The following is a 21,593-nucleotide window of genomic DNA, read 5'->3' as shown; positions in this document are numbered from 1 at the left end:
TCACTTTGATGGAAAATAATGTATTTTTAGCATTCAATACATAAACCACAATCAAATATATGTTACAACAAATCATCGAATTAGATAAGGAAATTTTCTTGGCTATCAACCAAGGAATGAGCAATCCTGTATTTGATTGGCTACTGCCGATTTTAAGAAACCCTTACACGTGGGCTCCATTATATTTATTCTTGATTATCTTTTTCATTAAGCATTATGGCAAATTAGGGATAATTATAGTGGCTTGTACCCTATTGAATTTTGGAATTTCGGATGCTGTTTCGTCACATCTCATCAAAAAGAATATAAAAAGAGTACGTCCATGTAATGACATTGAGTTCAAACATGACGTAAATGTACGTGTACGTTGCGGAACCGGTTATAGTTTTACCAGTTCACATGCCACGAATCATTTTGCAATGGCTTTCTTTTGGATTGTATTGTTCCGTCGCAAATGGCGTCATACCCTATGGTTATGTATCCTTTGGGCGGCAGCTATTTCCTTTTCACAAATCTATGTAGGTGTACACTATCCTTTCGACGTACTTTGCGGATCCATATTGGGAATACTCATTGGATTAACGACAGGCTATTTGTTTAATCGCTTTGTTCCCTCTTTCGTAGAAGAAAAACAGAATTTAACGACACAATAATATATGAGTCCTTTTCTTATTGTTGCTATACTTTTCATATCTGCTTCGATCGCAGGATTGGCAGTATTTTTTGTAAAACGCGACAACACAAATTACTTAAAGCTGATACTGTCATTTAGTGGAGCTTACTTATTTGCTATTACGGTATTGCATCTAATTCCTCATGCTTATACAGAAGGAAATACAAGTCCTGAAGTAATTGGTCTTTACATCTTGGGCGGTTTTATATTCCAATTGTTATTAGAACAATTTTCGCAAGGAATTGAGCATGGACATATACACCACCATGAAGCAGGTTTTCCGTTAGGCATTATGATAAGTTTATGTCTGCACGCCTTCCTAGAAGGGATGCCTTTGGTATCAGGTCATCAATCCCAATTGGTTTTTGGTATTGCAGTGCACCACATTCCTGCAGCATTTGCCTTAGGAAGTTTATTGCTGAACACTAGACTATCTAAAAATGCAATCATTGTCTTGTTGTTAGTTTTTGCTTCGATGACACCACTAGGATTCTTAACGAGTAATGTGTTGAGCGATGGAGAGGTGAGCAATTTATCCCAACATTTTGATAAAATCATGGCTGTGGTTATTGGTATATTTTTACATATCTCCACTACGATTTTATTTGAATCGGGATCTGCCGACCACCATCATTTCAACAAAAAGAAGATGGCAGCTGTATTTTTAGGTATAGCTTTATCCTTGACCACATTCTTGTTCCCTGCTCACGACCATAGTCACGGAGGACATCAACACGGCACTGAAGAACATGATCTCCATGAACACAAGGATGAACATCACGACCACAATCACGAAGGACATGATCATAATAATCACGAAGACCATAATCATTAAACAATATAAATAAAAGTCCAGATCTCAAAAGATTTGGACTTTTGCTTTCTATTTGATTTATTTTTAATCATTCTAAATAACTAACAAAGATTTGACAATAACTCTGCCTAGCTCTATGGCTATTTTGAGTATATTTGACCATTCAAATCAGTTAATTCTTGTTTAAAATAACAATAATGCAAAATAAAGTATCGCTTGACAAACTTGATAAAGGTGATGAAGCCGTAATTGATTCTTTCATCAATGATTCACTTCCTGCTAAGTTTTATGAATTAGGCTTTGCACCTGGATCTGCCATTACGATAAAGCATAAAGCGCCATTTAATGGTCCTATCTGCATCAATATCAAACACGATGATTCATTAATTGCCATCCGTAAATCCGAAGCGGCTTTAATTTTAGCAACGAAAATATAATGAAGAAAAAGACTATAGCTTTATTGGGTAATCCGAATGTAGGTAAGACATCTCTTTTTAATCGAATCACCAAACTCAATCAAAAAGTAGGTAATTACCCTGGTATCACTGTTGAAAAAAGAGAAGGTACCATCAAAGCTAATAACAATGAATATCATATTATCGACCTTCCAGGTACATATACACTTTTCCCAAATTCATTGGATGAAGAGGTTGTATTAAATATCTTATTGAATAAGAATGGGAAGGAATATCCAGAACTTGTAGTAGTTGTGTCTGAACCAAGTACGATCAACCGTGGTATAATTATCTATCAACAGGTTCGTGAAATTGGTTTACCTGCTATTTTCGTCATTAATATGGAAGACGAAATTGCAGATAAAGGTTTGGAGATAGATTACGAAAAACTACAAGCTTATCTTAAAACTACTTTTTATCGTACCAATGCACGCACGGGAAAAGGTGTAGATGCACTAATCAAAGGATTTGAAACCCAAGTAGGACCATATTTTGGATCTTTGGAATTGCCTACGCAATATGCTGAAGCACTATCAGCGGCTAAAAAATTATTTCCTTTAGATACAGAATATAAGACGTGGATGCATTTGGCATTGGATAATCAAAATATTCTTCCGGTGGAAACGTGTAAAGAATTACAGGCTATCCGCGCTAATCACCAAATTTCCACCCAACAATTGCAAAAAGAAGAAGCAATTCTTCGTCACGATAAGATACAAAGAGATTTAGCTGCTATTGTAACTAAATCTGTAAACAAAAAGCTTTCTTTTACTGAGAAAATAGACAATATCCTTATTCATCCGATATTAGGTTATATTATTTTCTTTGGCATTTTATTCTTAATCTTCCAAGCTATCTATGCTTGGTCGGGACCTTTAATGGATGCTGTAGATGGATTATTCGCATCATTAGGTGAATATGTAGCGGGTAACTTCCCAGAAGGTCCATTAAATGACTTATTGGTCAACGGAATCATAGCGGGTATTGGTGGTATCGTGATTTTCTTGCCTCAGATTATTATTCTATTTCTTTTTATCGCTTTGATGGAAGAAACAGGTTATATGAGCCGTGTAGTCTTCTTGATGGACCGTTGGTTAAAACCTTTTGGTTTAAATGGCAAATCCGTAATTCCATTAATGTCTGGTGCGGCATGTGCTATTCCAGCCGTGATGTCGGCGCGTAATATCGAAAATCCAAAAGAACGCCTTTTAACCATGCTGGTAACTCCTTTTATGACTTGTTCTGCTAGGTTGCCAATTTACATTGTGATTATTGGCTTGGTCATTCCAGACACTGAATTCTTAGGATTTAATCTTCAAGGAATCACACTATTTGGAATGTATTTATTGGGGATTATCGGGGCTTTGCTTTCGGCTTTGATATTAAACAAAATCATAAAATCTGTACGTAATTCCTTCTTAATATTCGAATTACCTACATATAAAAAACCAGATTTAAAAAATGTCTTAAATACCGTTTGGGAGAAATCTTTAGGTTTCCTAGTGGGTGCTGGTAAGATTATTTTGGCTATCTCCATTATTCTTTGGGTATTGGGTAATTTCGGTCCAAATGACCGTTTTTCAGAACCAGAAAAATACATCGCAACAGAAAAACCTCACCTTTCGGATGAAGAAATTCAATTAGAAGTTTCAGCATACAAAACAGAATATTCTTATTTGGGTTATTTAGGTAGAGGAATTGAGCCTGTAATCAGACCTTTGGGTTATGATTGGAAAATAGGAATCGGATTATTAGCTTCTTTTGCAGCTCGTGAGGTATTCGTCGGAACTGTAGCTGTGGTGTATTCTTTGGGAGAAGATGTCGATATTGAGGATGATGCACAAAAAGCTACTTTGTTTGAACGCATGAAATCCGAAATCAACAGAAATACCGGATTACCTACATATAATTTTGCGACGGGTATATCGTTATTATTATTTTACGCATTTGCAATGCAATGTATGGCTACCATTGGGGTCGTGAGAAAAGAAACTGGCTCATGGAAATGGACAATCATTCAAGCTGGTTTTATGACAGGATTAGCCTATGTTGCTGCTTTAATTGCATATCAACTTTTAAAATAAAGTGATTTACATTAATCGTCATTTCGACCGAAAGGGAGAAATCTAAACAATGAGATTTCTCATTCCGTTTTACTACATTCGAAAGGACGTTTTATTCTAACATTTGATTATCAAATCATACAAAGTAAAAAATTATGTCACTAACACTTCAATACATCATTATCGTGGTAATATTTATTATTGCTGTAGTGTCTGTCATTCGAAAATTTATCCCTTCTAAATCCAAACCGCAAGGAGGCTGTGGCAAAGGTTGTGGATGTGAATTAGATAAAAGTTCTAAAACTATATAATAGAAAAGGCTGCAAATTTGCAGCCTTTTCTATTATGAATTATTGATCTTATTCAAGAAGTTTTATTTGTTCTCTGCAACTAAAGTAATATCCAATACAAAATCATCTTCGATAGCACCATCGCCTAATCCTGAGAAAATACTCCCCGAGCGATATTTTACGTCAAATAACGTACGGTTTACTTTTACTCCTGTTGCTTTGGCAACAACTACATCTTTGCCATATGTGATTTCCGCTGGAAAAGACAAATCTTTAGTAATACCTTTAATTGTCATTTTGCCCGAAACTTGTGCAGTAGTTTTTTCTGTCTTCACAGAAGTAATAACAAAAGTCCCTGTAGGAAATTTCTCGACATCAAAGAAATCTTCGTTTTTTAAGTGAGCTACTAATCGAGAAGGAGCTTTTTCAGAATTAATGCTCTTCGCATCCATGACGATTTCACCGAATTTTAATTGCTTATTTGAAAATACCAAAGAACCTTTTGACACCAGAATAGTACCTTCTGTATTTCCACCAACAATCTTCTTTCCAGCCCATTTCACCAAAGACTTAGTCGGGTTAACGACAAAAGTTTCTGATTTCTGCGCATAAGCGGCTAAATTAAAAAGAATAAAAAAAGCGAATAAAACGCGTGTTTTCAACATATATAAAATTTAAATTATTTAGTAATCCCTTCTAGTTTCAAAATAAATGCCCATTCCAAAGCTTGGTCTTTCAGATAATCAAAACGACCAGATGCTCCTCCATGACCGAAGTCCATATCGGTTTTTAACAACAACAAGTTATTTCCTTTCTTCGTTGCACGCAATTTTCCCACCCATTTTGCAGGTTCGAAATACTGCACTTGACTATCGTGAAGTCCTGTCGTCACTAACATATTTGGATATTCTTTCGCCTCGATATTTTCATATGGTGAATAGGATTTCATATAGAAGTAAGCTTCTTTATTATTTGGATTCCCCCATTCATCGTATTCATTTGTAGTCAAAGGAATAGTTTCATCCAACATCGTATTCACGACATCCACAAAAGGAACTGCTGCGATAACACCATTCCAAAGATCAGGAGCCATATTAACAACAGCACCCATCAACAAACCTCCTGCACTTCCACCTTCCGCATACAAATGACCTTTAGATGTGTATTTGTTTTCAATTAAATATTTACCACAGTCAATGAAATCGGTAAACGTATTGATTTTTTTCATCATCTTACCATCTTCGTACCATTGACGTCCCATCTCCTCACCTCCACGAATATGCGCTATTGCGTAGATAAATCCTCTATCCAATAATGATAAGCGAATCGAACTAAATGTTGGATCCATGGAAGCACCATACGAGCCGTATGCATATAAGAACAATGGCGCAGAACCATCTTTCTTTGTACCCTTCTTGTACACCAATGAAATTGGGACTTTAGTACCATCTGTTGCTGTCGCAAAAGTACGTTCGGTCACATATTCTTCTGGATTGTATCCACCCAAAACCTCTTGTTGTTTCAATAAGGTTTTTTCCTTCGTTTTCATATTGTAATCAAAAGTAGAGGATGGTGTTACCATAGAAGTATAACCATAACGCACTACATCGGTATCATATTCGGCATTAACACTTGGATAAACAGTAAAAGCTGCTTCACCAAAATCCAAATCATGTACTGAATTATCTTTTAGATTACGAACAGAAAGATTTGTTAAACCATTTTTACGTTCAGAAACAACCAAAAATTCTTTGAACTCATCGATATCTTCGATTAACACATCATTGCGATGCGGAATAAAATCTTTCCAATTTTCTTTGGTAGTTTTATCCAAAGGTGTTTCTACAATCTTAAAGTTTTTCGCACCATCCGCATTAGTACGGATTAAGAACCTATCTGCTAATGGAGTCACAGAATAAAGCACTTCTTTCAAACGTGGTTGGAAAACTTTAAAATCACCATTCGGATTATCCGCTGCTAAATAACGTATTTCGGAGCTAAGTGTATTCTGCGATTGTATAAAAATATATTTACCATCTTTGGATTTTCCTACGCCAATATAATTCGTATTATCCTTTTCATCATACACCACGACGTCCTGCGATGCATCTGTTCCTAAAGTATGACGTTTTATTTTTTCGGATAAGAGCGTTACAGGATTTTTAGAAGTATAAAAAATAGTTTTATTATCGGCAGCCCATGTAGCACCACCACTTGTACGCTCTATCCTATCTTTATAAATCTCTCCTGTCTCCAGGTTCTTGATATGCAAGACATATTCCCTTCTCGAAACTTCGTCCACACCATAAGCCAACAACTTGTTGTTTGGACTTACCGAAGAACCGCCAATAGCATAATATGGCTTTCCTTCGGCCATTTTATCCACATCCAACAATATCTCTTCTGGTGCATCTAATGAACCTTTCTTACGGCAAACTTTATAATATTGTTTACCTTCTTCAGTACGATTATAATAGTAGTATCCATTATAGAAATAAGGTACAGACTCATCTTTTTCTTTGATGCGACCTTTCATTTCTTCAAAAAGTTTTTGTTGAAAATCCTCCGTACCCGCCATTACCTGCTTGGTATACTCATTTTCAGCTTCCAGATACTTCACTACATTCGCTGAATCTGGACCTTTCTTAAAAAAGTCATTCAACCAATAGTAATTATCTACTACAGTATCTCCATGAATTATACGATTATGCGGTTTAATATCCGCTATAGGCGCCTGGGCTTCAGGCCAAGTGACAGGTGTTTTTTCAGCTTTTTGTGAACAAGACGCTACTGCCATACTTAAAATAATCATCCAGTTGTTTTTTGAGGCTAACATAGTAAAATATATTTTAATAAATATACTTTATATTCCGCTTCCCTCATTTGAAAATGAGTAACTTTTTAAAGATATTAAGATCACCCCTTTAACTTTCTATCTCTTTTTTCATAAGATTTATAAAATCTTATAACAAGGTTCTGGATGGAAGTAGTAAAACCTTTTATCACATCAATTTCTTAAAAAAGAAATTTATTCTTAATTTGAAAAAACAAATCATGCTAACGCATAATAGTTAACAATGCAATATTTAAGTTACAACTAATCTTTTCTTACTTAATAGAGTCTTAGTGGCATAATAATAGCATTATATTTGTTTAAAAATTTTATATCATAAAGTATGCATAAAACAAAACTTTTCATTGCTTTACTTGGAATTGGAATATTACCATTTACAGGTTTCGCCCAAGATAAAAAAGATAAAGCACCGGCCAACTGGTACAATCTTGATTACAAATCTGACGGCATTATGGGTGTCAGTACGGAGAAAGCTTACGAATTGTTAAAAGGAAGAAAGGCTACACCTGTTATTGTAGCGGTAATAGATGGCGGTGTAGATGTATACCACGAAGACTTGAAAGACGTCCTTTGGATTAACAAAAAAGAGGCTAACGCCAACGGTAAAGATGACGATAAAAATGGATATATCGACGACAAATTTGGTTGGAATTTTATCGGAAATGCTAATGGAGAGAATGTCAATTATGACAATTTAGAAGTAACGCGTCAAATCAAAAAACTAGATCCTATTTATGCATCAGTACTTCCTTCGACAAAATTGAATGAAGCACAACGTCGTGAATTTGTCGCTTACCAAAAGATGATCGCCGACTATACTTCTAAGTATGATGAAGCTAATTTTGGAAACACAAATTACGGTAGATTAAAATTAAACGTAGATAAATTTGTCGCAGAAATCGGGAAAGAACCAAAAGATATCACCAAAACTGATATAGAAAATTACAAAACAGAGAATAGAGATATCAAAACGGCAATTTCAATTATTAAAAAAGCTACTGAAAAAGACAGTTTCGAGAAATTCTATGAAGATATCAAAGAGGCAGACGAATATTTCGGCTCCCAAATCAAATATCACTTAAACAAAGAATTTGATCCCCGTCATATCGTAGGTGACAATTATGAAGACGCTACTGAAAGATATTATGGCAATCCAGACGTAAAAGGGCCTGACGCGAGTCATGGTACGCACGTCGCTGGTATCATTGCAGCTAAACGCAATAACAATATCGGTGTGAATGGTGTGGCTGACAATGTAGAGATTATGTCTATCCGTGTAGTGCCGAATGGTGATGAGCGTGACAAAGATGTTGCTAATGGCATTCGCTACGCAGTAGACAATGGGGCAAAAGTCATCAATATGAGTTTTGGTAAAGGCTACGTAAGCAATAAAAAAGCTGTAGACGAAGCAGTTCGTTATGCACAAGAAAAAGATGTATTGCTAGTGCATGCTGCAGGTAACGACGGAAAAGATATTGATATTAATCCGAACTTCCCAACAAAATACTTTACTAATGATCAAGAAGCTATTACAGGCGAAGCGAGTAATTGGATTACTGTAGGTGCTACTTCTTGGAAATTAAATGATGAATTGTTAGCGAGCTTTTCAAACTTTGGTTATAAATCTGTAGATGTATTTGCTCCAGGTGTAGAAATTAATTCTACTATGCCTGAAAACAAATACAAAGAACAACAAGGTACGAGTATGGCTGCACCAGTAGTATCAGGAGTTGCGGCCTTATTAAGAGCGTACTATCCACAATTGTCCGCTAAAGAAGTAAAAGAAATTATTCTTAAATCCGTTACTAAAGTAGATCAAAAGGTTAAAATCAAAAAAGACGGTAGTTCGAAGAAAGTTTACCTGGATGAAATCTCTGTAAGTGGTGGTATTGTGAATGCTTATAATGCAATCGTAGAAGCTAACAATTACATCAATAAGAAAAAGTAAAAAAAAGTTAAATTTTTCACAATAAAGCTTAAGGTCCTGCGTTTATATAGTAAACAAAGAATCAATTGCTTATGGTAGAAAACTTTACTCAAACAGAACATGAAACTTACACAAACGAAGTAGAAGAGTTAATTGAAGATACATTCGAGGCAAAAATTAAAGAGGAAATCAAAAATTTAGTAATAGAACCAAATCAAAATGTGATTGGTCGTATTCTTCAATATTCGAAAACGTTTAGTAAGAAATAAAGGCAAAGTCTCTAAGGTTTTAGAGACTTTGTTATTTTCTAAACTTTGTATTAAACCTTATCTTTGTATATGTTGAAAAAAGACAGGTACAAAGCTTTTGTAGAATATTTTTCTACACACAATCCCGACGCCCAGACAGAACTTCATTATAGCAATCCATTTGAATTATTAATCGCCGTAATTCTATCTGCACAATGTACGGATAAACGTATCAACCAAGTCACACCAGCATTATTCGAACGCTATCCTACCCCTGAATCTTTAGCAGAAAGTTCTGTAGAAGAAGTATTCGGATATATTCGATCGATAAGCTATCCTAACAATAAAGCCAAACATTTAGTAGGAATGGCTCAAAAACTTCTTTCTGAATTCAATGGAATTGTACCAGAGAAAGTAGAAGATCTAGTCAAACTACCAGGTGTAGGACGCAAAACAGCGAATGTAATTTCCTCTGTCGTGTATGATAAACCTGCAATGGCAGTGGATACACATGTCTTCCGTGTAAGCAATCGCTTGGGTTTAACTACCCGTGCGACCACTCCTCTTGCTGTAGAAAAACAGCTGGTTAAGTTCTTACCTATTGATACGATTAAAATAGCGCACCATTGGTTAATTCTTCATGGACGATATATTTGTTTAGCGCGCAGACCTAAATGTGAAGTCTGTCCTATCACGCATTTTTGCAAATATTTTGAAAAGACTTACAATGCAAAAGTTATCAACACCATCGAAGAATAAAAAAATTTCATTGTATTTTTAATAGAATTACGATTAACTAATTTTTTTAGCAAAAAGTTTTGCAAATACAAAATATAATCTTACTTTTGAAACGTTAATACTAAAAATATGAGCAACGCAGACAAATTAAAAGCTTTACAGCTTACTCTAGATAAATTAGAAAAATCCTACGGTAAAGGTACCATCATGAAATTAGGTGATTCGGCAGTAGAGCCAATCGAAGCTATTTCTACTGGTTCTTTGGGATTGGATATTGCATTAGGTATCGGTGGTGTGCCAAAAGGCCGTATCATCGAAATATACGGTCCAGAATCTTCGGGTAAGACTACTTTAGCAACACACATAGTAGCCGAAGCACAGAAAAAAGGTGGTATCGCAGCCATCATTGATGCGGAGCACGCTTTTGATAAATATTATGCGCAAAAATTAGGAGTTGATGTAGAGAACCTATTGATTTCACAGCCAGATAACGGTGAGCAAGCATTAGAGATTGCAGACAACTTAATTCGTTCGGGTGCTATCGATGTTATCGTGATTGACTCTGTGGCAGCTTTGGTCCCTAAAGGAGAGATCGAAGGTGAAATGGGTGATTCTAAGATGGGTCTTCAGGCACGTTTGATGTCTCAAGCATTACGTAAATTGACGGGTACTATCTCAAAAACAAACTGTTGTTGTATCTTCATCAATCAATTGCGTGAAAAAATTGGTGTAATGTTCGGTAACCCAGAAACAACTACAGGTGGTAACGCCTTGAAATTCTACGCATCTGTACGTTTGGATATCCGTCGTACTTCACAAATCAAAGATTCGGATGAAGTATCAGGTAACCGCGTGAAAGTTAAAATCGTTAAGAACAAAGTTGCACCTCCATTCCGTATCGCGGAATTCGATATTATGTTTGGTGAAGGTATTTCTAAAGTAGGTGAAATCATCGATTTAGGAGTAGAGTACAATATCATCAAAAAATCAGGTTCTTGGTTTAGCTATGGCGATACTAAATTAGGTCAAGGTCGTGATTCTGTGAAAAATCTATTACTAGATAACCCAGATTTAGCAGATGAATTAGAAGCAAAAATCAGAGCGGAAGTTTCTGGCGAAGCGTTAGATCAAGCTGCATTAGAAAATGAAGAATAATCATTCTTAATATGCTGTATAAATGGCTTTTCAACTGCGCTTGAGAAGCCATTTTACTTTTACTACTATTTTATAAAACTACACACAACAACTTATCCAACCATTTCAATTTGATCAAACTGTAGTTATACGGCAAATGATCCAACAATACATCAAAAGCAGATTTTTCCAAATAAATATCGATTGTTCTATCCTCAATCTTTATCACTCCGTTACGTTGTAAGAAGTTGTGCTGAACTGTCTCTATCGAAGTACTTTTCAGAATGGCCCATTCTTTGATTAAATTATCTAAGAGAAATTTACAAAGCTTTTTTTCATTTTCATTTAACTTAAAAATTGGCGGAATAAATAACTCTTCCTTTAAACCAACTAGTATTTTCAAAAATTGGAATTCATCTTCCTCAGCTTCGGTTTGGAAAGTAGCTAAATAATGTAGTAAGTAGATCGCCTTGATTTGCGATTCTACATCTTTAAAAGCTTTAACATCTAACAAATCGCATCTATTAAATAATTCATTCCCATAAGAATGAAGAAAAATTAAACCACAATTTTTGAAATGTTGTTCAGACTTTTCGTGATTATTATCGATTGATTTAATGGATTGAGTTTCTAGAAGAAGATTATTTGCTGTGGAAGATTTTGCCTCTATTCTATATATATTTAGATAATACTTTACATCTTCTTCGGAAAGTGTAATTGAATGTTCATGATACAACTTCTTAATAATGCGCTGAATTCTCTCAGAAGATAAGGAAGTAAAAGCTAACTCCAATTGAGATATGAAATTGGAATAAGAATGACGATTATTTCCCATTACTTCATCCAGCACATATAGTAATACAATCAAAAGATAAGGATGCACTTTCTGATGATGGACTATATATAAAAGCGTACATAATGAACTAGTGGTACGGGTATTGTCTCTAATAATTCCAGAATCTACAAGGCCATGCAACCGTTCTTTGACAAATGAGAACAACGTAGCATCCGGTCTATACCATTTTGGAATTAGTAAAGTAAAGACAACATCATTTAATCGGGGGAAATAATAAAATAATCTATCAAGAATTTGAGGATTAGAGAGAATCAGTTTTAGAAAATCATCAAGGGCTATTTGATGAAAATATTCTTCCAATAATTTTTGAAGTCGTTCCCTTTCAACCGCATTCTCTTTAAACAAAAGCTTATGATATTGCCAGCTAAAATATCCCTTTGTTAAAAAGAACAAAATATCATCTAAAGTTGGATTGCTTTTCACATCATAAGACTCTATATGAATAGTTTCCTGATAATTTTTATTTTTTGAGGCATCAGCTAACAAATATTTCTCAAAATTACTTCGAAGTTGCTGTTCCAATTTTTCTTTCCACTGTTCTAGAGAATGAACTTGTTCAAGCTGGATATGTAAATGTTCAATTAAAATGGGAGAATCTATCTCTAGTGATTCGAAAAAAGCTGTAAGTGTTTCTAAGGCAGCCTGCTTATACTCATCTACCAATGCATTTGCGCTTTCCAATGAAGTATTCTCCAATAGAATCTTTAAATCAAAATGAATTGTATGTATAAAATGATTTTGAGACATACTATAATGTTTTGCCCATTTTAGCCAATTCTCTTCGAATGCCGGTTAAACAATTCTCCAAAGTAATAATCGGTTGATTCTCCTTTGCAGCTTTCAAACACGCGTATTGAACAACATTCACGATATTTCCACCACTTAGATTATATTTCAACAGATTTGGTATAAGCTGAGTTTCCCTCAAAATTATCCTTTCATCAGGCAAAATATTACTCCAAAGAGCCTCTCGCTCCTGCTCATTGGGTAATTTGAATTCTATCATGGACTGAAAACGCCTTGCAAAAGCATCATCAATATTACTCTTTAGATTGGTAGCGACAATAACCAATCCATCATAATCTTCTATTCGTTGCAAAAGATAAGATACTTCTTGATTGGCATATTTATCATTAGAATCTTTAATATTAGTACGATTACTGAAAAAATTTTCGCCTTCATCAAAGAACAAAATCCATTTTTTTTGCTCTGCTTTTGCGAAAAGCTTTGCCAAGTTTTTTTCGGTTTCTCCAACGTATTTGGAGACAATTTGAGACAGATCTACGCGATATACAGGTATATCAGCATTAAGTATTTTTGATAATTCCTTCCCGATTAAGGAAGCGGTCATAGTCTTCCCTGTCCCAGATGGACCATAGAATAATGTTCGATAACCTTTTTTGAAAAACTTATTTTGTTTCCAGTCCTTGAGAATCCGTTCTTTATTTTTTTCCCAACTAATGATTTCATCAATTTGCTTTTAAGTAAGGTCTGGTAGTACTAAATCTTCCCATTCCAATTCCGTCATTAATAGTTGTGCAGGAAAATTATAATTCGCCTCTACAGTATCTGAGCCATAAATCAATAAGGATATTCCTTTTTGCGAAAGAATAATCCTTCCACTCATAAAAGGTTCTCCTTCTTGTACCTGCTCTAAGTATAATATATCCTCCATATAAAACCAATGATCTTTTTTCAAGAGCTCTATAATTTCCAATCTTTCACTGACCTCCTCTCCTGCCAATATCCATTGTACAGTCTCACCAGTAGGCAGTAATCCACGATGATTATTCAGACGTACACCGCCTATTTCAGGCAATTCACCTCCATCAGGATAAATCTCCTTAATCAAACTATCCAAAAAATTAGGCAAAATATGTGGAGCCAGAGCTAATAAGAGAACTACGGCTTCTTCATGTGTGGTCTCATGATGAAGTTCTAAAGAAAATGAATTAGCGAAATTATATTTAGTAACCTCCTTGCTTGTAAATTTGGATAATAGATAATTCCTAAAAACATCTAATGACATAAAATTATGATTCTAAATAATTACCTTCATTTATTTTAAGTTCGTTTTTGATTTCGCCTTCAAACCTTTTAACCACTGATGAATTCTCTGCTTTTTTGATAGCTTCATATTTATATTTAATGATATTTGGTGTCTTTTCTTCGGTTTCTATTGTTCTTGATTTAATATTAGAAAAGTTTGATTTATCTACTTTTCCTTGCCCATAACTCGCAGTAACTTTATATTCTTTAATAATAAATCCATCATCTAGATCTGCTTTAGCTTTTTCTTCTATTCTTGCACTCATGCTCGCATTCGCAGAACGATTAATTGGTGTAAGATTACGAAAGTCTCGCCCACTTCCTCCTAAATTATGATTTAACATTATTCGATTGATCCATACTTAGATTGAACATTTCTAGATTAAATGAAAAATCTTGAGTCACGAACTTTCTTTTATCCGCCAATTTTTGAATGACCTTTGATATTGCTTTCAGACTTTCTATATAGTCCTTGTAATAAGCGGATATCATAATCCCTAATTCCAAAATAATGGGTGGATCCTGTTTGGTAATTTTATTTTCGGCATTAGGGGCATATACAAAAGGAACTTTTACTTAAGGATTTTCATTAATGGTCAATAAAGTAATATAAATTCCATCTGCTACATTTTGAGCTGCTGCATCTCGTCCGGGCAAAGTGATTATCGGACTGATATTGTTGAACTAATTTGTTAAAAATATTGCGATCTACTAGTCCTAATATCTGAGAAAATACGTTTATATTTACCATGGCGGTGATGGAATTTTAGCGAATTAAATATAGCAATCCCTGCTATATAAATACACCGCCATTTTTTCCCTTATTTTGGACACTACTGTAAATTTATATATAAATATCACTAAAAGAGAAAATAATTTAAAAAACAGGAAAAACACCTTTTTTAATACAATATTTTATTGATCACCAAAACATGCCTCGTAAACATTTTACGTATTTAAATACTTATACTCACCCTCTTATACTTATAATATTTTTGTACTTTAGGCTATGAAAAAAATATTTGATAATCTACTTTTTCGTGTTGTCATAGCCATCGCCTTAGGAATCCTCTTAGGCAGCGTAATACCTGAAGCAATTGGAAATATATTCGCAACATTCAATGGACTATTTGACCAACTTCTTAAATTTTTAATTCCATTAATCATTGTAGGTCTAATCATTCCAGCTATTGCAAAATTGGGTAATACTGCAGGAAAAATGCTTTTGACCACAGTAGCAATAGCTTATGGATCCACTCTTTTTTCAGGATTTTCGACCTATTTTGCAAGCATATCTATTTTCCCATCATTAGTAGAAAATCAAACCGTTTCGACTATCGAAGAAGGAAGCAAAAGTTTGACTCCATATTTTACTTTAGAAATACCTCCTTTCTTTGATGTCATGGGCGCATTAGTTTTCGCTTTTCTAATAGGCATCGGATTATCGCGATTACAAAACTCCAAATTAGCCGAGGTGTCATACGATTTCGAAAATATCATTTCCTTTATCATTGAGAAGGTAATTATTCCTTTACTGCCTTTGTTTATCTTCGGAATATTCCTTGACATGACTTATTCTGGGAAAGTAATTATGATATTAAATGTATTTGTGAAAATAATTGGGGTGATTTTCGCTCTTCATATCATATTGTTACTCATTCAATATATCATAGCAGGAGCTGTTACTAAAAAGAATCCATTTAAGCTATTGGCTACTATGCTACCTGCTTATTTTACAGCATTAGGTACGCAATCTTCCGCTGCGACAATTCCTGTAACCTTGGCACAAGCCAAAAAAACTGGCATATCCGATAGTGTAGCTTCTTTTGTAATTCCGCTATGTGCTACTATACATTTGGCGGGTAGTACATTGAAGATTGTTGCCTGTGTGATTGCTCTGATGCTGATGCAAGGTATGCCTATTGAATTTGGACAGATGGCTGGTTTTATTTGTATGCTTGGTGTGACGATGATTGCTGCTCCTGGTGTACCTGGTGGCGCAATTATGGCGGCATTAGGAATTATAACATCAATGTTAGGATTTAATGCTGAAAATCAAGCTTTGATGATTTCGCTATACATTGCAATGGATAGCTTTGGAACAGCTTGTAACGTAACGGGAGACGGAGCTATTGCTACTGTTGTTGATAAACTTTTCGGGAAGAAAGGAAGTTAAACATTTATATATTACTAAATAACATATAAGGCTTCGATGATCGAAGCCTTATATGTTAAACTGAAAACAACGCATTCAATTCTTCTAACGTTTCAGCAGAAGTTTGAATATCTTTAATAACATTCCCTTTTTCTAAGGCTATTATTCGATCCGAAATCTCTACGGTATGCGAAAGATCATGACTGGAAATTATAATCGTAACTTCTCTTTGTTCAATTAATTCTCGAATCAATTTTTTCAAACGAAACTGTGAACTTGGGTCAAGATTCGCGAAAGGTTCATCCAAAATAATTAGATCAGGATTACCAATTAAAGCACCAATAATCCCCACTTTCTTCTGATTACCTTTGGATAGATCACGGATATATTTCTTCTTATTAAGTACTTCTCCATTAAAGAATTCCTCATAATTAGCGACAAAAGCATCCACTTCATCTTTGACCATTCCTTGCAAATCACCAATGAAATAAAAATATTCTTCTGGAGTGAGATATCCGATCAAAAAAGATTCATCCAAAAATGCACCTGTGAAATTTTTCCAACGGTCATTTTCGTGTACATTGACTTCATTTATTTGTATTTGTCCCGTGCTTGGCAGAATTAAATCTAACAATAGACTAAACAAAGTTGTTTTGCCGGCTCCGTTATTTCCCACTAGTCCAACACTTTCGCCTCTTTTGATTTCTATATTTTCAATGCCAAGAACTTTGACACCATTATATTCCTTTGATAGATTTGTTATGTTTATCATCCTCTTTGATTTTTGATGGATTAACCTTTTTGTTTAAAACCTTCTAACATTTTAAAACGATTCGCTGAATACAATTGCACTAACACATTTAAGATAATCTGTCTTAACAGAAATCCTATAACTCCAAGTCCAATAAGAACCATATTAGCAACATTCTGCCCGCCTAAAAATTTTACTGTAAACCAAATTACTATTGGAATAATCAATAACGGTAGACTCACAAGCCACTGTGCTAATCCAATCCCTTGGTAATTAAACATATTACCATTCGACAAATCAATATGTTTTCTATTGTATGCTCCAAAAAGTAAAATGATTGGAATATTTATTCCTCCATTGTAAATAGCACAAGCCACATTCATATATAATTTATCCCAACCAAAGTAAGCATAGAACGAGCTCAATATGGTTAATATCAATATAGAAACATACATTAGCATCGCCTTAGCTTCCAAGTACGTCTTGATTGTAATCGGTCTGGTTTGTAGTAATGGAAAATATGAACTATCCCACGCTGGAATAAATTGTCCAAAGCTTATCATAAATATCCCCGTCATAAATATTCCCACAAAAATTAGCATGCTTGAATCGGCATACATTGGATTAGTATAAAACAACAAGCCATACAAAAGAAAACCAAAACTGGTATAAACAGCGGTTTTAGCTCGTTTGTTACGCCAGAGTAATTTTAAATCTAATTGTATAAAAGGTGCTAATTTTCCGAATTTACTAGTCCAGCTTAAATCGGCTATCTCACTGACCTTTTGCTCTTTATTCACTAAAGAATCTAAATACAAATTAGCTTTTACATCCTTATAGGTCAGTATATAACATAGAGCTAATAAACAAAATGGCAAAATTCCAAAAACAGGATATGATAATACAAGATTAAAATATTTTCCAAAAAGCTGAGTTACAGAATATATATTATAATATTCAACAGCTATCAATCCTAGACATATCAGAATAAAAGGTACTAATGCTTTGAGATCTGAAGAAAATCTTCGCTGTACCCAAAAATTAAGAAAATTCAATGTTAGCACAAATCCGAAAAGAGCGATTAACCAACCTAGTAAAGAGAATAAAGGATAATCATTTTTATACAAATTCACTATGAAGAATGGAATAGCTACAGCTAGTGTCAACACATTATAAAATGACAATAGTGATTTCCAAAGTAGTACATGGGCTATCTTACCTCTACTAATTCTTTGTGTAAGCAATGGCTTTGTTTGGACTACTGGTAAATTTTGAAGTAAAAATCGAAGAATAAATTCACCCAAAAACCAAAGGAGCAAAATTTTATTGATAATAACTATAGGTTCTTCGTTGGGAAAATATTTCTGTGAAATAGGGTACAATCCAATCCCAAGACCAATAAAAGAAACCAAAAAATATACAGCAATAAAGCCTATGAAAAATTTTACAGCTAAACTTTTCCCCACATTGGCAGATCTAAACAGGGATTTCCACTCTAATGCAATTAATTTTAAATACATAGAATCAATTTTAGGTTTCGATACAGTACTAATATAATGTTTTGGATTAATAAATCCTCGCTAAGATCCCATAAACTAAAAAAGCTCCGAGAAAATCTCGGAGCTTCGCAACCTAATCAAACATCTATATTATTCTTCAGATAAAAATGGATATCTATAATCCGTATCTGGAGTAAATGTTTCTTTAATCGTACGTGGAGAAACCCAACGTAATAAATTGATCATCGAACCTGCTTTATCATTAGTACCTGAACCTCTAGCACCACCAAATGGTTGTTGACCTACTACAGCTCCTGTACATTTATCGTTGATGTAGAAGTTACCTGCAGCATTACGCAATTCGTAAGTTGCTTTCTCAATTGCATATCTATCTTGTGCGATAATCGAACCTGTCAATGCGTAAATTGAAGTAGAATCAACTAATTTCAACGTTTCTTCGAATTTAGCATCCTCGTAAACATAGATAGTCAATACTGGACCGAACAATTCTTCTGATAATGTTTCGTAATCCGGAGTTTTCGCTAAAATTACTGTTGGATGAATGAAATAACCTTTTGATTTGTCATATTCACCACCAATGACCACTTCTGCATCCGCTGATTCTTTTGCTCTGTCTATATATTTTGTGATTTTATCAAAAGCTTTCTCATCGATTACGGCATTGATGAAGTTAGAAAAATCTTCCGTACCGCCAATTTTGAATGATTTGATATCCGCTTCCATCAATCCTTTCAACTCACCCCATAAAGATTGAGGGATATAAGCTCGTGAAGCAGCAGAACATTTTTGTCCCTGAAATTCGAAAGCTCCACGAACTAAAGCTGTATTCAACACTTTGATATCAGCCGAAGAATGGGCTACGATAAAGTCTTTACCACCAGTTTCACCTACGATACGAGGGTAAGTTTTATAACGGTGGATATTCTCACCGATAGTTTTCCAAATATCTTGGAATACACCAGTAGAACCTGTAAAGTGGATACCAGCGAAATCAGGGTGTTTGAAAATTACATCACCGGCATCTGGACCCGACACATATACTAAGTTGATAACACCGTCAGGAAGACCAGCTTCTTTGAAGATTTGCATCAATACATTAGCTGAATAAATTTGTGTATTTGAAGGTTTCCACACCACTACGTTACCCATCATTGCCACACAAGTAGGCAAGTTACCTGCAATTGCCGTAAAGTTGAATGGCGTCAGTGCAAAAATAAAACCTTCTAAAGGACGTTGCTCTACACGGTTCCATACACCTTTGCTATTTGCTGGAGGTTGTTGTTGGTAGATTTCAGACATGTATTTAACATTGAAACGTAAGAAATCTACGATTTCGCATGCTGAATCAATCTCTGCTTGATAAGGGTTTTTAGATTGGCCTAACATCGTAGCAGCATTTAATTTGTAACGGTATTTCGTAGAAATCAACTCCGCTGCTTTCAAGAAAACAGCCGCACGTTGCTCCCATGCTAAGTTTTCCCAATCGTTTTTAGCTGTTAATGCTGCGTTGATAGCGTCCGTAACATGTTGTTTTGTACCTTGAGAATAATATCCTAATACATGTTGGTGATCGTGTGGAGGCGTAAGTTTAGCTTTATTTTCTGTGCGCACTTCTGCACCTCCGATGTACATCGGAACATCAATTTCTTGCGCTCTTGCTTCCGCAATTGCAGCTTTCAATAATGCACGCTCTTTGGTACCTGGAGCGTATGTATATACTGGCTCATTAACAGGAGCCGGAACGTTGAAAAATCCTTTTAACATAATCGTATTTATTTGAATGTAAATTTACATAGAAAGTATGCGCATGGCTTTACTCTATTTATCCATGAATAAACATATTCTATCAAATCAATAGATAAGTAATTGAATTTTATTGAAATTCAAGCTAATTTAGGTTTACGAGGTAAAATTAAGAAGTCAAAATTAAAAAGTAAAAAGTGGTGTCCAGATACCTTTTTTAGCGTCACTTCGACATAAGGAGAAGTCTATGAAGTACTAAATAGAAGTACTGAAGTTTAAATCTCCAAATTTCACATTTCTCACTACACTCCGTTCCGTTCGAAATGACATTAATAAACCTCGTCATTCCGACAATAGGAGGAATCTCTAACTATATAACCGATTCAATCGAGGTTTAGAATTCTTACTGCATTCTATGACTTACTAAAATAATAGCTTAAAGAATTTTTATATCTCTAAGCTATGCGCTTGAATATATTTTTTTGGTGACATTTTGGTAATCGCTTTGAAGACACGATTGAAGTGAACAATATTATTAAAGCCAACTTGAAAAGCAGCTTCAGCTATATTTTCTGATTTGTTATTGAGTAAAATTTGACAAGCTTTCTCAATGCGCACCTCATTTAAGAACGTGATGTACGTTTTCATTGTATGCTTTTTGAAAAACTTACAAAACGAAGTAGGTGTCATATGCACCAAAGAAGCTACTTGATCCACCGAAATATCCTCCTGGTATTTATCAAAGGTATATTTATAAACCTGACTTATGCGCACGCCATCTTTATCCGAATAACTCATATCACGCACTCCCGAATACAATGATATGGCATCATTTCGATGCTGGGTCAAAGCATGAAGCAATTGTAAAAATTCAGTGAAGCGAGGCATTCCCGTCTTTACCATAAGGTTGGTAAAAAAATGCATCATCGATTCGGAAATAGCACGATCCAACATTTTGGAGGTATGCAATTCCTGCAAATAATCACGAACCGATTCAAATTCGGGGATGTGATACAATTTTTTCATCCGCTCGAGATTGACAAAAATATGTATGGCGTGAATATCCCCTTTCTCTTCTTCTGTTTCTACTTCCCGATCAAACATATGCGGTTCATTCGGCTTCAGAACGAAAATATCTCCAGATTGGAAAGACTGCATGACATTACCAACCATTATCGTTCCTTTTCCTCGTAGGATATACGTCACCTGCGCTTCATCATGGCGATGATAATAGTTGTAAAAATTCTCTTTTTTGTCTTCCAATACAGCAAAAACACCTTCACCGTAAACAGAAACAGTAAATTGAATCGGTTTCATGCGTCG

The 21,593-nt window shown here is 34.8% G+C and carries 21 protein-coding genes; 10 read left to right on the top strand and 11 right to left on the bottom strand.

All coding sequences use genetic code 11. The features are described from left to right. The first annotated feature begins 59 nt into the window (after nt 1–59). The 5 genes from H8B04_RS00275 to H8B04_RS00255 all read left to right on the top strand — a co-directional run bounded on the left by H8B04_RS00275 (nt 60) and on the right by H8B04_RS00255 (nt 4,316). Nucleotides 60–653 (top strand): phosphatase PAP2 family protein, encoded by a 594-nt coding sequence (locus tag H8B04_RS00275; RefSeq protein WP_190301093.1) that lies wholly within the window; start codon nt 60–62, stop codon nt 651–653. 3 nt (nt 654–656) lie between these two features. Beyond that, on the top strand, nt 657–1,508 hold the full coding sequence (locus H8B04_RS00270; RefSeq protein ID WP_190301092.1) for a ZIP family metal transporter: 852 nt from the start codon (nt 657–659) through the stop codon (nt 1,506–1,508). A 176-nt stretch (nt 1,509–1,684) separates the two neighbouring features. Beyond that, nucleotides 1,685–1,924 (top strand): FeoA family protein, encoded by a 240-nt coding sequence (locus H8B04_RS00265; RefSeq protein ID WP_165289861.1) that lies wholly within the window; start codon nt 1,685–1,687, stop codon nt 1,922–1,924. Continuing rightward, complete coding sequence (feoB, locus tag H8B04_RS00260; protein WP_190301091.1) at nt 1,924–4,026, top strand: ferrous iron transport protein B; 2,103 nt, start codon at nt 1,924–1,926, stop codon at nt 4,024–4,026. The genes H8B04_RS00265 and feoB overlap by 1 nt, the downstream gene beginning before the upstream one ends. Before the next feature lie 134 nt (nt 4,027–4,160). Beyond that, complete coding sequence (locus H8B04_RS00255) at nt 4,161–4,316, top strand: FeoB-associated Cys-rich membrane protein (protein WP_165289859.1); 156 nt, start codon at nt 4,161–4,163, stop codon at nt 4,314–4,316. Nucleotides 4,317–4,378: 62 nt separating this feature from the next. Here the strand turns inward: H8B04_RS00255 and H8B04_RS00250 are convergent, their stop codons facing one another. Together H8B04_RS00250 and H8B04_RS00245 are read right to left on the bottom strand one after the other, a co-directional pair. Beyond that, nucleotides 4,379–4,960, bottom strand: coding sequence for a YceI family protein (locus tag H8B04_RS00250; protein WP_190301090.1), 582 nt, complete (start codon nt 4,958–4,960; stop codon nt 4,379–4,381). A 14-nt stretch (nt 4,961–4,974) separates the two neighbouring features. After that, nucleotides 4,975–7,131 (bottom strand): S9 family peptidase, encoded by a 2,157-nt coding sequence (locus H8B04_RS00245; RefSeq protein WP_190301089.1) that lies wholly within the window; start codon nt 7,129–7,131, stop codon nt 4,975–4,977. A gap of 340 nt (nt 7,132–7,471) precedes the next feature. On the opposite strand from H8B04_RS00245, the gene H8B04_RS00240 reads away from it, so the two are divergent. The 4 genes from H8B04_RS00240 (at nt 7,472) to recA (ending at nt 11,217) form a co-directional block, all read left to right on the top strand. Then, a complete protein-coding gene (locus tag H8B04_RS00240) occupies nt 7,472–9,097 on the top strand; it encodes a S8 family peptidase (RefSeq protein ID WP_190301088.1) in 1,626 nt (541 codons plus the stop codon). 71 nt (nt 9,098–9,168) lie between these two features. After that, the gene (locus H8B04_RS00235) at nt 9,169–9,345 is read left to right on the top strand and encodes a hypothetical protein (RefSeq protein ID WP_165289855.1); all 177 of its coding nucleotides are present in this window, start codon (nt 9,169–9,171) and stop codon (nt 9,343–9,345) included. A 69-nt stretch (nt 9,346–9,414) separates the two neighbouring features. Beyond that, nucleotides 9,415–10,083, top strand: a complete 669-nt coding sequence (gene nth / locus H8B04_RS00230; protein ID WP_190301087.1) for an endonuclease III — start codon at nt 9,415–9,417, stop codon at nt 10,081–10,083. A gap of 108 nt (nt 10,084–10,191) precedes the next feature. Then, nucleotides 10,192–11,217: a recombinase RecA gene (gene recA, locus H8B04_RS00225; protein WP_165289853.1), complete on the top strand. Its 1,026-nt coding sequence runs from the start codon at nt 10,192–10,194 to the stop codon at nt 11,215–11,217. 70 nt (nt 11,218–11,287) lie between these two features. Here the strand turns inward: recA and H8B04_RS00220 are convergent, their stop codons facing one another. The 5 genes from H8B04_RS00220 to H8B04_RS17380 form a co-directional block, all read right to left on the bottom strand. Further along, nucleotides 11,288–12,799, bottom strand: coding sequence for a contractile injection system tape measure protein (locus tag H8B04_RS00220; protein WP_190301086.1), 1,512 nt, complete (start codon nt 12,797–12,799; stop codon nt 11,288–11,290). A 1-nt stretch (nt 12,800) separates the two neighbouring features. Beyond that, on the bottom strand, nt 12,801–13,487 hold the full coding sequence (locus tag H8B04_RS00215; protein WP_317170628.1) for an ATP-binding protein: 687 nt from the start codon (nt 13,485–13,487) through the stop codon (nt 12,801–12,803). Nucleotides 13,488–13,532: 45 nt separating this feature from the next. Next, on the bottom strand, nt 13,533–14,081 hold the full coding sequence (locus tag H8B04_RS00210) for a hypothetical protein (RefSeq protein ID WP_190301084.1): 549 nt from the start codon (nt 14,079–14,081) through the stop codon (nt 13,533–13,535). A gap of 4 nt (nt 14,082–14,085) precedes the next feature. Beyond that, nucleotides 14,086–14,445, bottom strand: coding sequence for a hypothetical protein (locus H8B04_RS00205; RefSeq protein ID WP_190301083.1), 360 nt, complete (start codon nt 14,443–14,445; stop codon nt 14,086–14,088). Between the two features lie 245 nt (nt 14,446–14,690). After that, a complete protein-coding gene (locus H8B04_RS17380; RefSeq protein ID WP_190301082.1) occupies nt 14,691–14,852 on the bottom strand; it encodes a DUF4372 domain-containing protein in 162 nt (53 codons plus the stop codon). Between the two features lie 258 nt (nt 14,853–15,110). Between H8B04_RS17380 and H8B04_RS00195 the strand changes: the two genes are divergently transcribed. Then, nucleotides 15,111–16,277, top strand: coding sequence for a dicarboxylate/amino acid:cation symporter (locus H8B04_RS00195; RefSeq protein ID WP_190301081.1), 1,167 nt, complete (start codon nt 15,111–15,113; stop codon nt 16,275–16,277). A gap of 55 nt (nt 16,278–16,332) precedes the next feature. Here the strand turns inward: H8B04_RS00195 and H8B04_RS00190 are convergent, their stop codons facing one another. The 4 genes from H8B04_RS00190 to H8B04_RS00175 all read right to left on the bottom strand — a co-directional run bounded on the left by H8B04_RS00190 (nt 16,333) and on the right by H8B04_RS00175 (nt 21,587). Then, nucleotides 16,333–17,028 (bottom strand): ABC transporter ATP-binding protein, encoded by a 696-nt coding sequence (locus H8B04_RS00190; protein WP_165289848.1) that lies wholly within the window; start codon nt 17,026–17,028, stop codon nt 16,333–16,335. Between the two features lie 20 nt (nt 17,029–17,048). Next, nucleotides 17,049–18,527, bottom strand: a complete 1,479-nt coding sequence (locus tag H8B04_RS00185; RefSeq protein WP_190301080.1) for a DUF5687 family protein — start codon at nt 18,525–18,527, stop codon at nt 17,049–17,051. A gap of 129 nt (nt 18,528–18,656) precedes the next feature. Further along, a complete protein-coding gene (gene pruA / locus H8B04_RS00180; RefSeq protein WP_165289846.1) occupies nt 18,657–20,291 on the bottom strand; it encodes an L-glutamate gamma-semialdehyde dehydrogenase in 1,635 nt (544 codons plus the stop codon). 426 nt (nt 20,292–20,717) lie between these two features. Beyond that, on the bottom strand, nt 20,718–21,587 hold the full coding sequence (locus tag H8B04_RS00175; RefSeq protein ID WP_190301079.1) for an AraC family transcriptional regulator: 870 nt from the start codon (nt 21,585–21,587) through the stop codon (nt 20,718–20,720). Between the last annotated feature and the right edge of the window lie 6 nt (nt 21,588–21,593).

It is taken from the genome of Sphingobacterium litopenaei (genome assembly GCF_014692495.1).
Taxonomy (GTDB): Bacteria; Bacteroidota; Bacteroidia; order Sphingobacteriales; family Sphingobacteriaceae; genus Sphingobacterium; species Sphingobacterium litopenaei.
This window is presented reverse-complemented; position numbering and strand designations above follow the sequence as displayed.

Excerpts from the sequence above, each read along its gene's own strand:
- recA (WP_165289853.1), top strand. The coding sequence starts at position 10,192 with ATGAGCAACGCAGACAAATTAAAAGCTTTACAGCTTACTCTAGATAAA.
- H8B04_RS00190 (WP_165289848.1), bottom strand. The coding sequence starts at position 17,028 with ATGATAAACATAACAAATCTATCAAAGGAATATAATGGTGTCAAAGTT.
- H8B04_RS00240 (WP_190301088.1), top strand. The coding sequence starts at position 7,472 with ATGCATAAAACAAAACTTTTCATTGCTTTACTTGGAATTGGAATATTA.
- H8B04_RS00235 (WP_165289855.1), top strand. The coding sequence starts at position 9,169 with ATGGTAGAAAACTTTACTCAAACAGAACATGAAACTTACACAAACGAA.
- H8B04_RS00195 (WP_190301081.1), top strand. The coding sequence starts at position 15,111 with ATGAAAAAAATATTTGATAATCTACTTTTTCGTGTTGTCATAGCCATC.
- H8B04_RS00220 (WP_190301086.1), bottom strand. The coding sequence starts at position 12,799 with ATGTCTCAAAATCATTTTATACATACAATTCATTTTGATTTAAAGATT.
- H8B04_RS00205 (WP_190301083.1), bottom strand. The coding sequence starts at position 14,445 with ATGTTAAATCATAATTTAGGAGGAAGTGGGCGAGACTTTCGTAATCTT.
- H8B04_RS00265 (WP_165289861.1), top strand. The coding sequence starts at position 1,685 with ATGCAAAATAAAGTATCGCTTGACAAACTTGATAAAGGTGATGAAGCC.
- H8B04_RS00210 (WP_190301084.1), bottom strand. The coding sequence starts at position 14,081 with ATGTCATTAGATGTTTTTAGGAATTATCTATTATCCAAATTTACAAGC.
- H8B04_RS00275 (WP_190301093.1), top strand. The coding sequence starts at position 60 with ATGTTACAACAAATCATCGAATTAGATAAGGAAATTTTCTTGGCTATC.
- H8B04_RS00185 (WP_190301080.1), bottom strand. The coding sequence starts at position 18,527 with ATGTATTTAAAATTAATTGCATTAGAGTGGAAATCCCTGTTTAGATCT.
- feoB (WP_190301091.1), top strand. The coding sequence starts at position 1,924 with ATGAAGAAAAAGACTATAGCTTTATTGGGTAATCCGAATGTAGGTAAG.
- pruA (WP_165289846.1), bottom strand. The coding sequence starts at position 20,291 with ATGTTAAAAGGATTTTTCAACGTTCCGGCTCCTGTTAATGAGCCAGTA.
- H8B04_RS00270 (WP_190301092.1), top strand. The coding sequence starts at position 657 with ATGAGTCCTTTTCTTATTGTTGCTATACTTTTCATATCTGCTTCGATC.
- H8B04_RS17380 (WP_190301082.1), bottom strand. The coding sequence starts at position 14,852 with ATGGTAAATATAAACGTATTTTCTCAGATATTAGGACTAGTAGATCGC.
- H8B04_RS00250 (WP_190301090.1), bottom strand. The coding sequence starts at position 4,960 with ATGTTGAAAACACGCGTTTTATTCGCTTTTTTTATTCTTTTTAATTTA.
- H8B04_RS00255 (WP_165289859.1), top strand. The coding sequence starts at position 4,161 with ATGTCACTAACACTTCAATACATCATTATCGTGGTAATATTTATTATT.
- H8B04_RS00245 (WP_190301089.1), bottom strand. The coding sequence starts at position 7,131 with ATGTTAGCCTCAAAAAACAACTGGATGATTATTTTAAGTATGGCAGTA.
- nth (WP_190301087.1), top strand. The coding sequence starts at position 9,415 with ATGTTGAAAAAAGACAGGTACAAAGCTTTTGTAGAATATTTTTCTACA.
- H8B04_RS00175 (WP_190301079.1), bottom strand. The coding sequence starts at position 21,587 with ATGAAACCGATTCAATTTACTGTTTCTGTTTACGGTGAAGGTGTTTTT.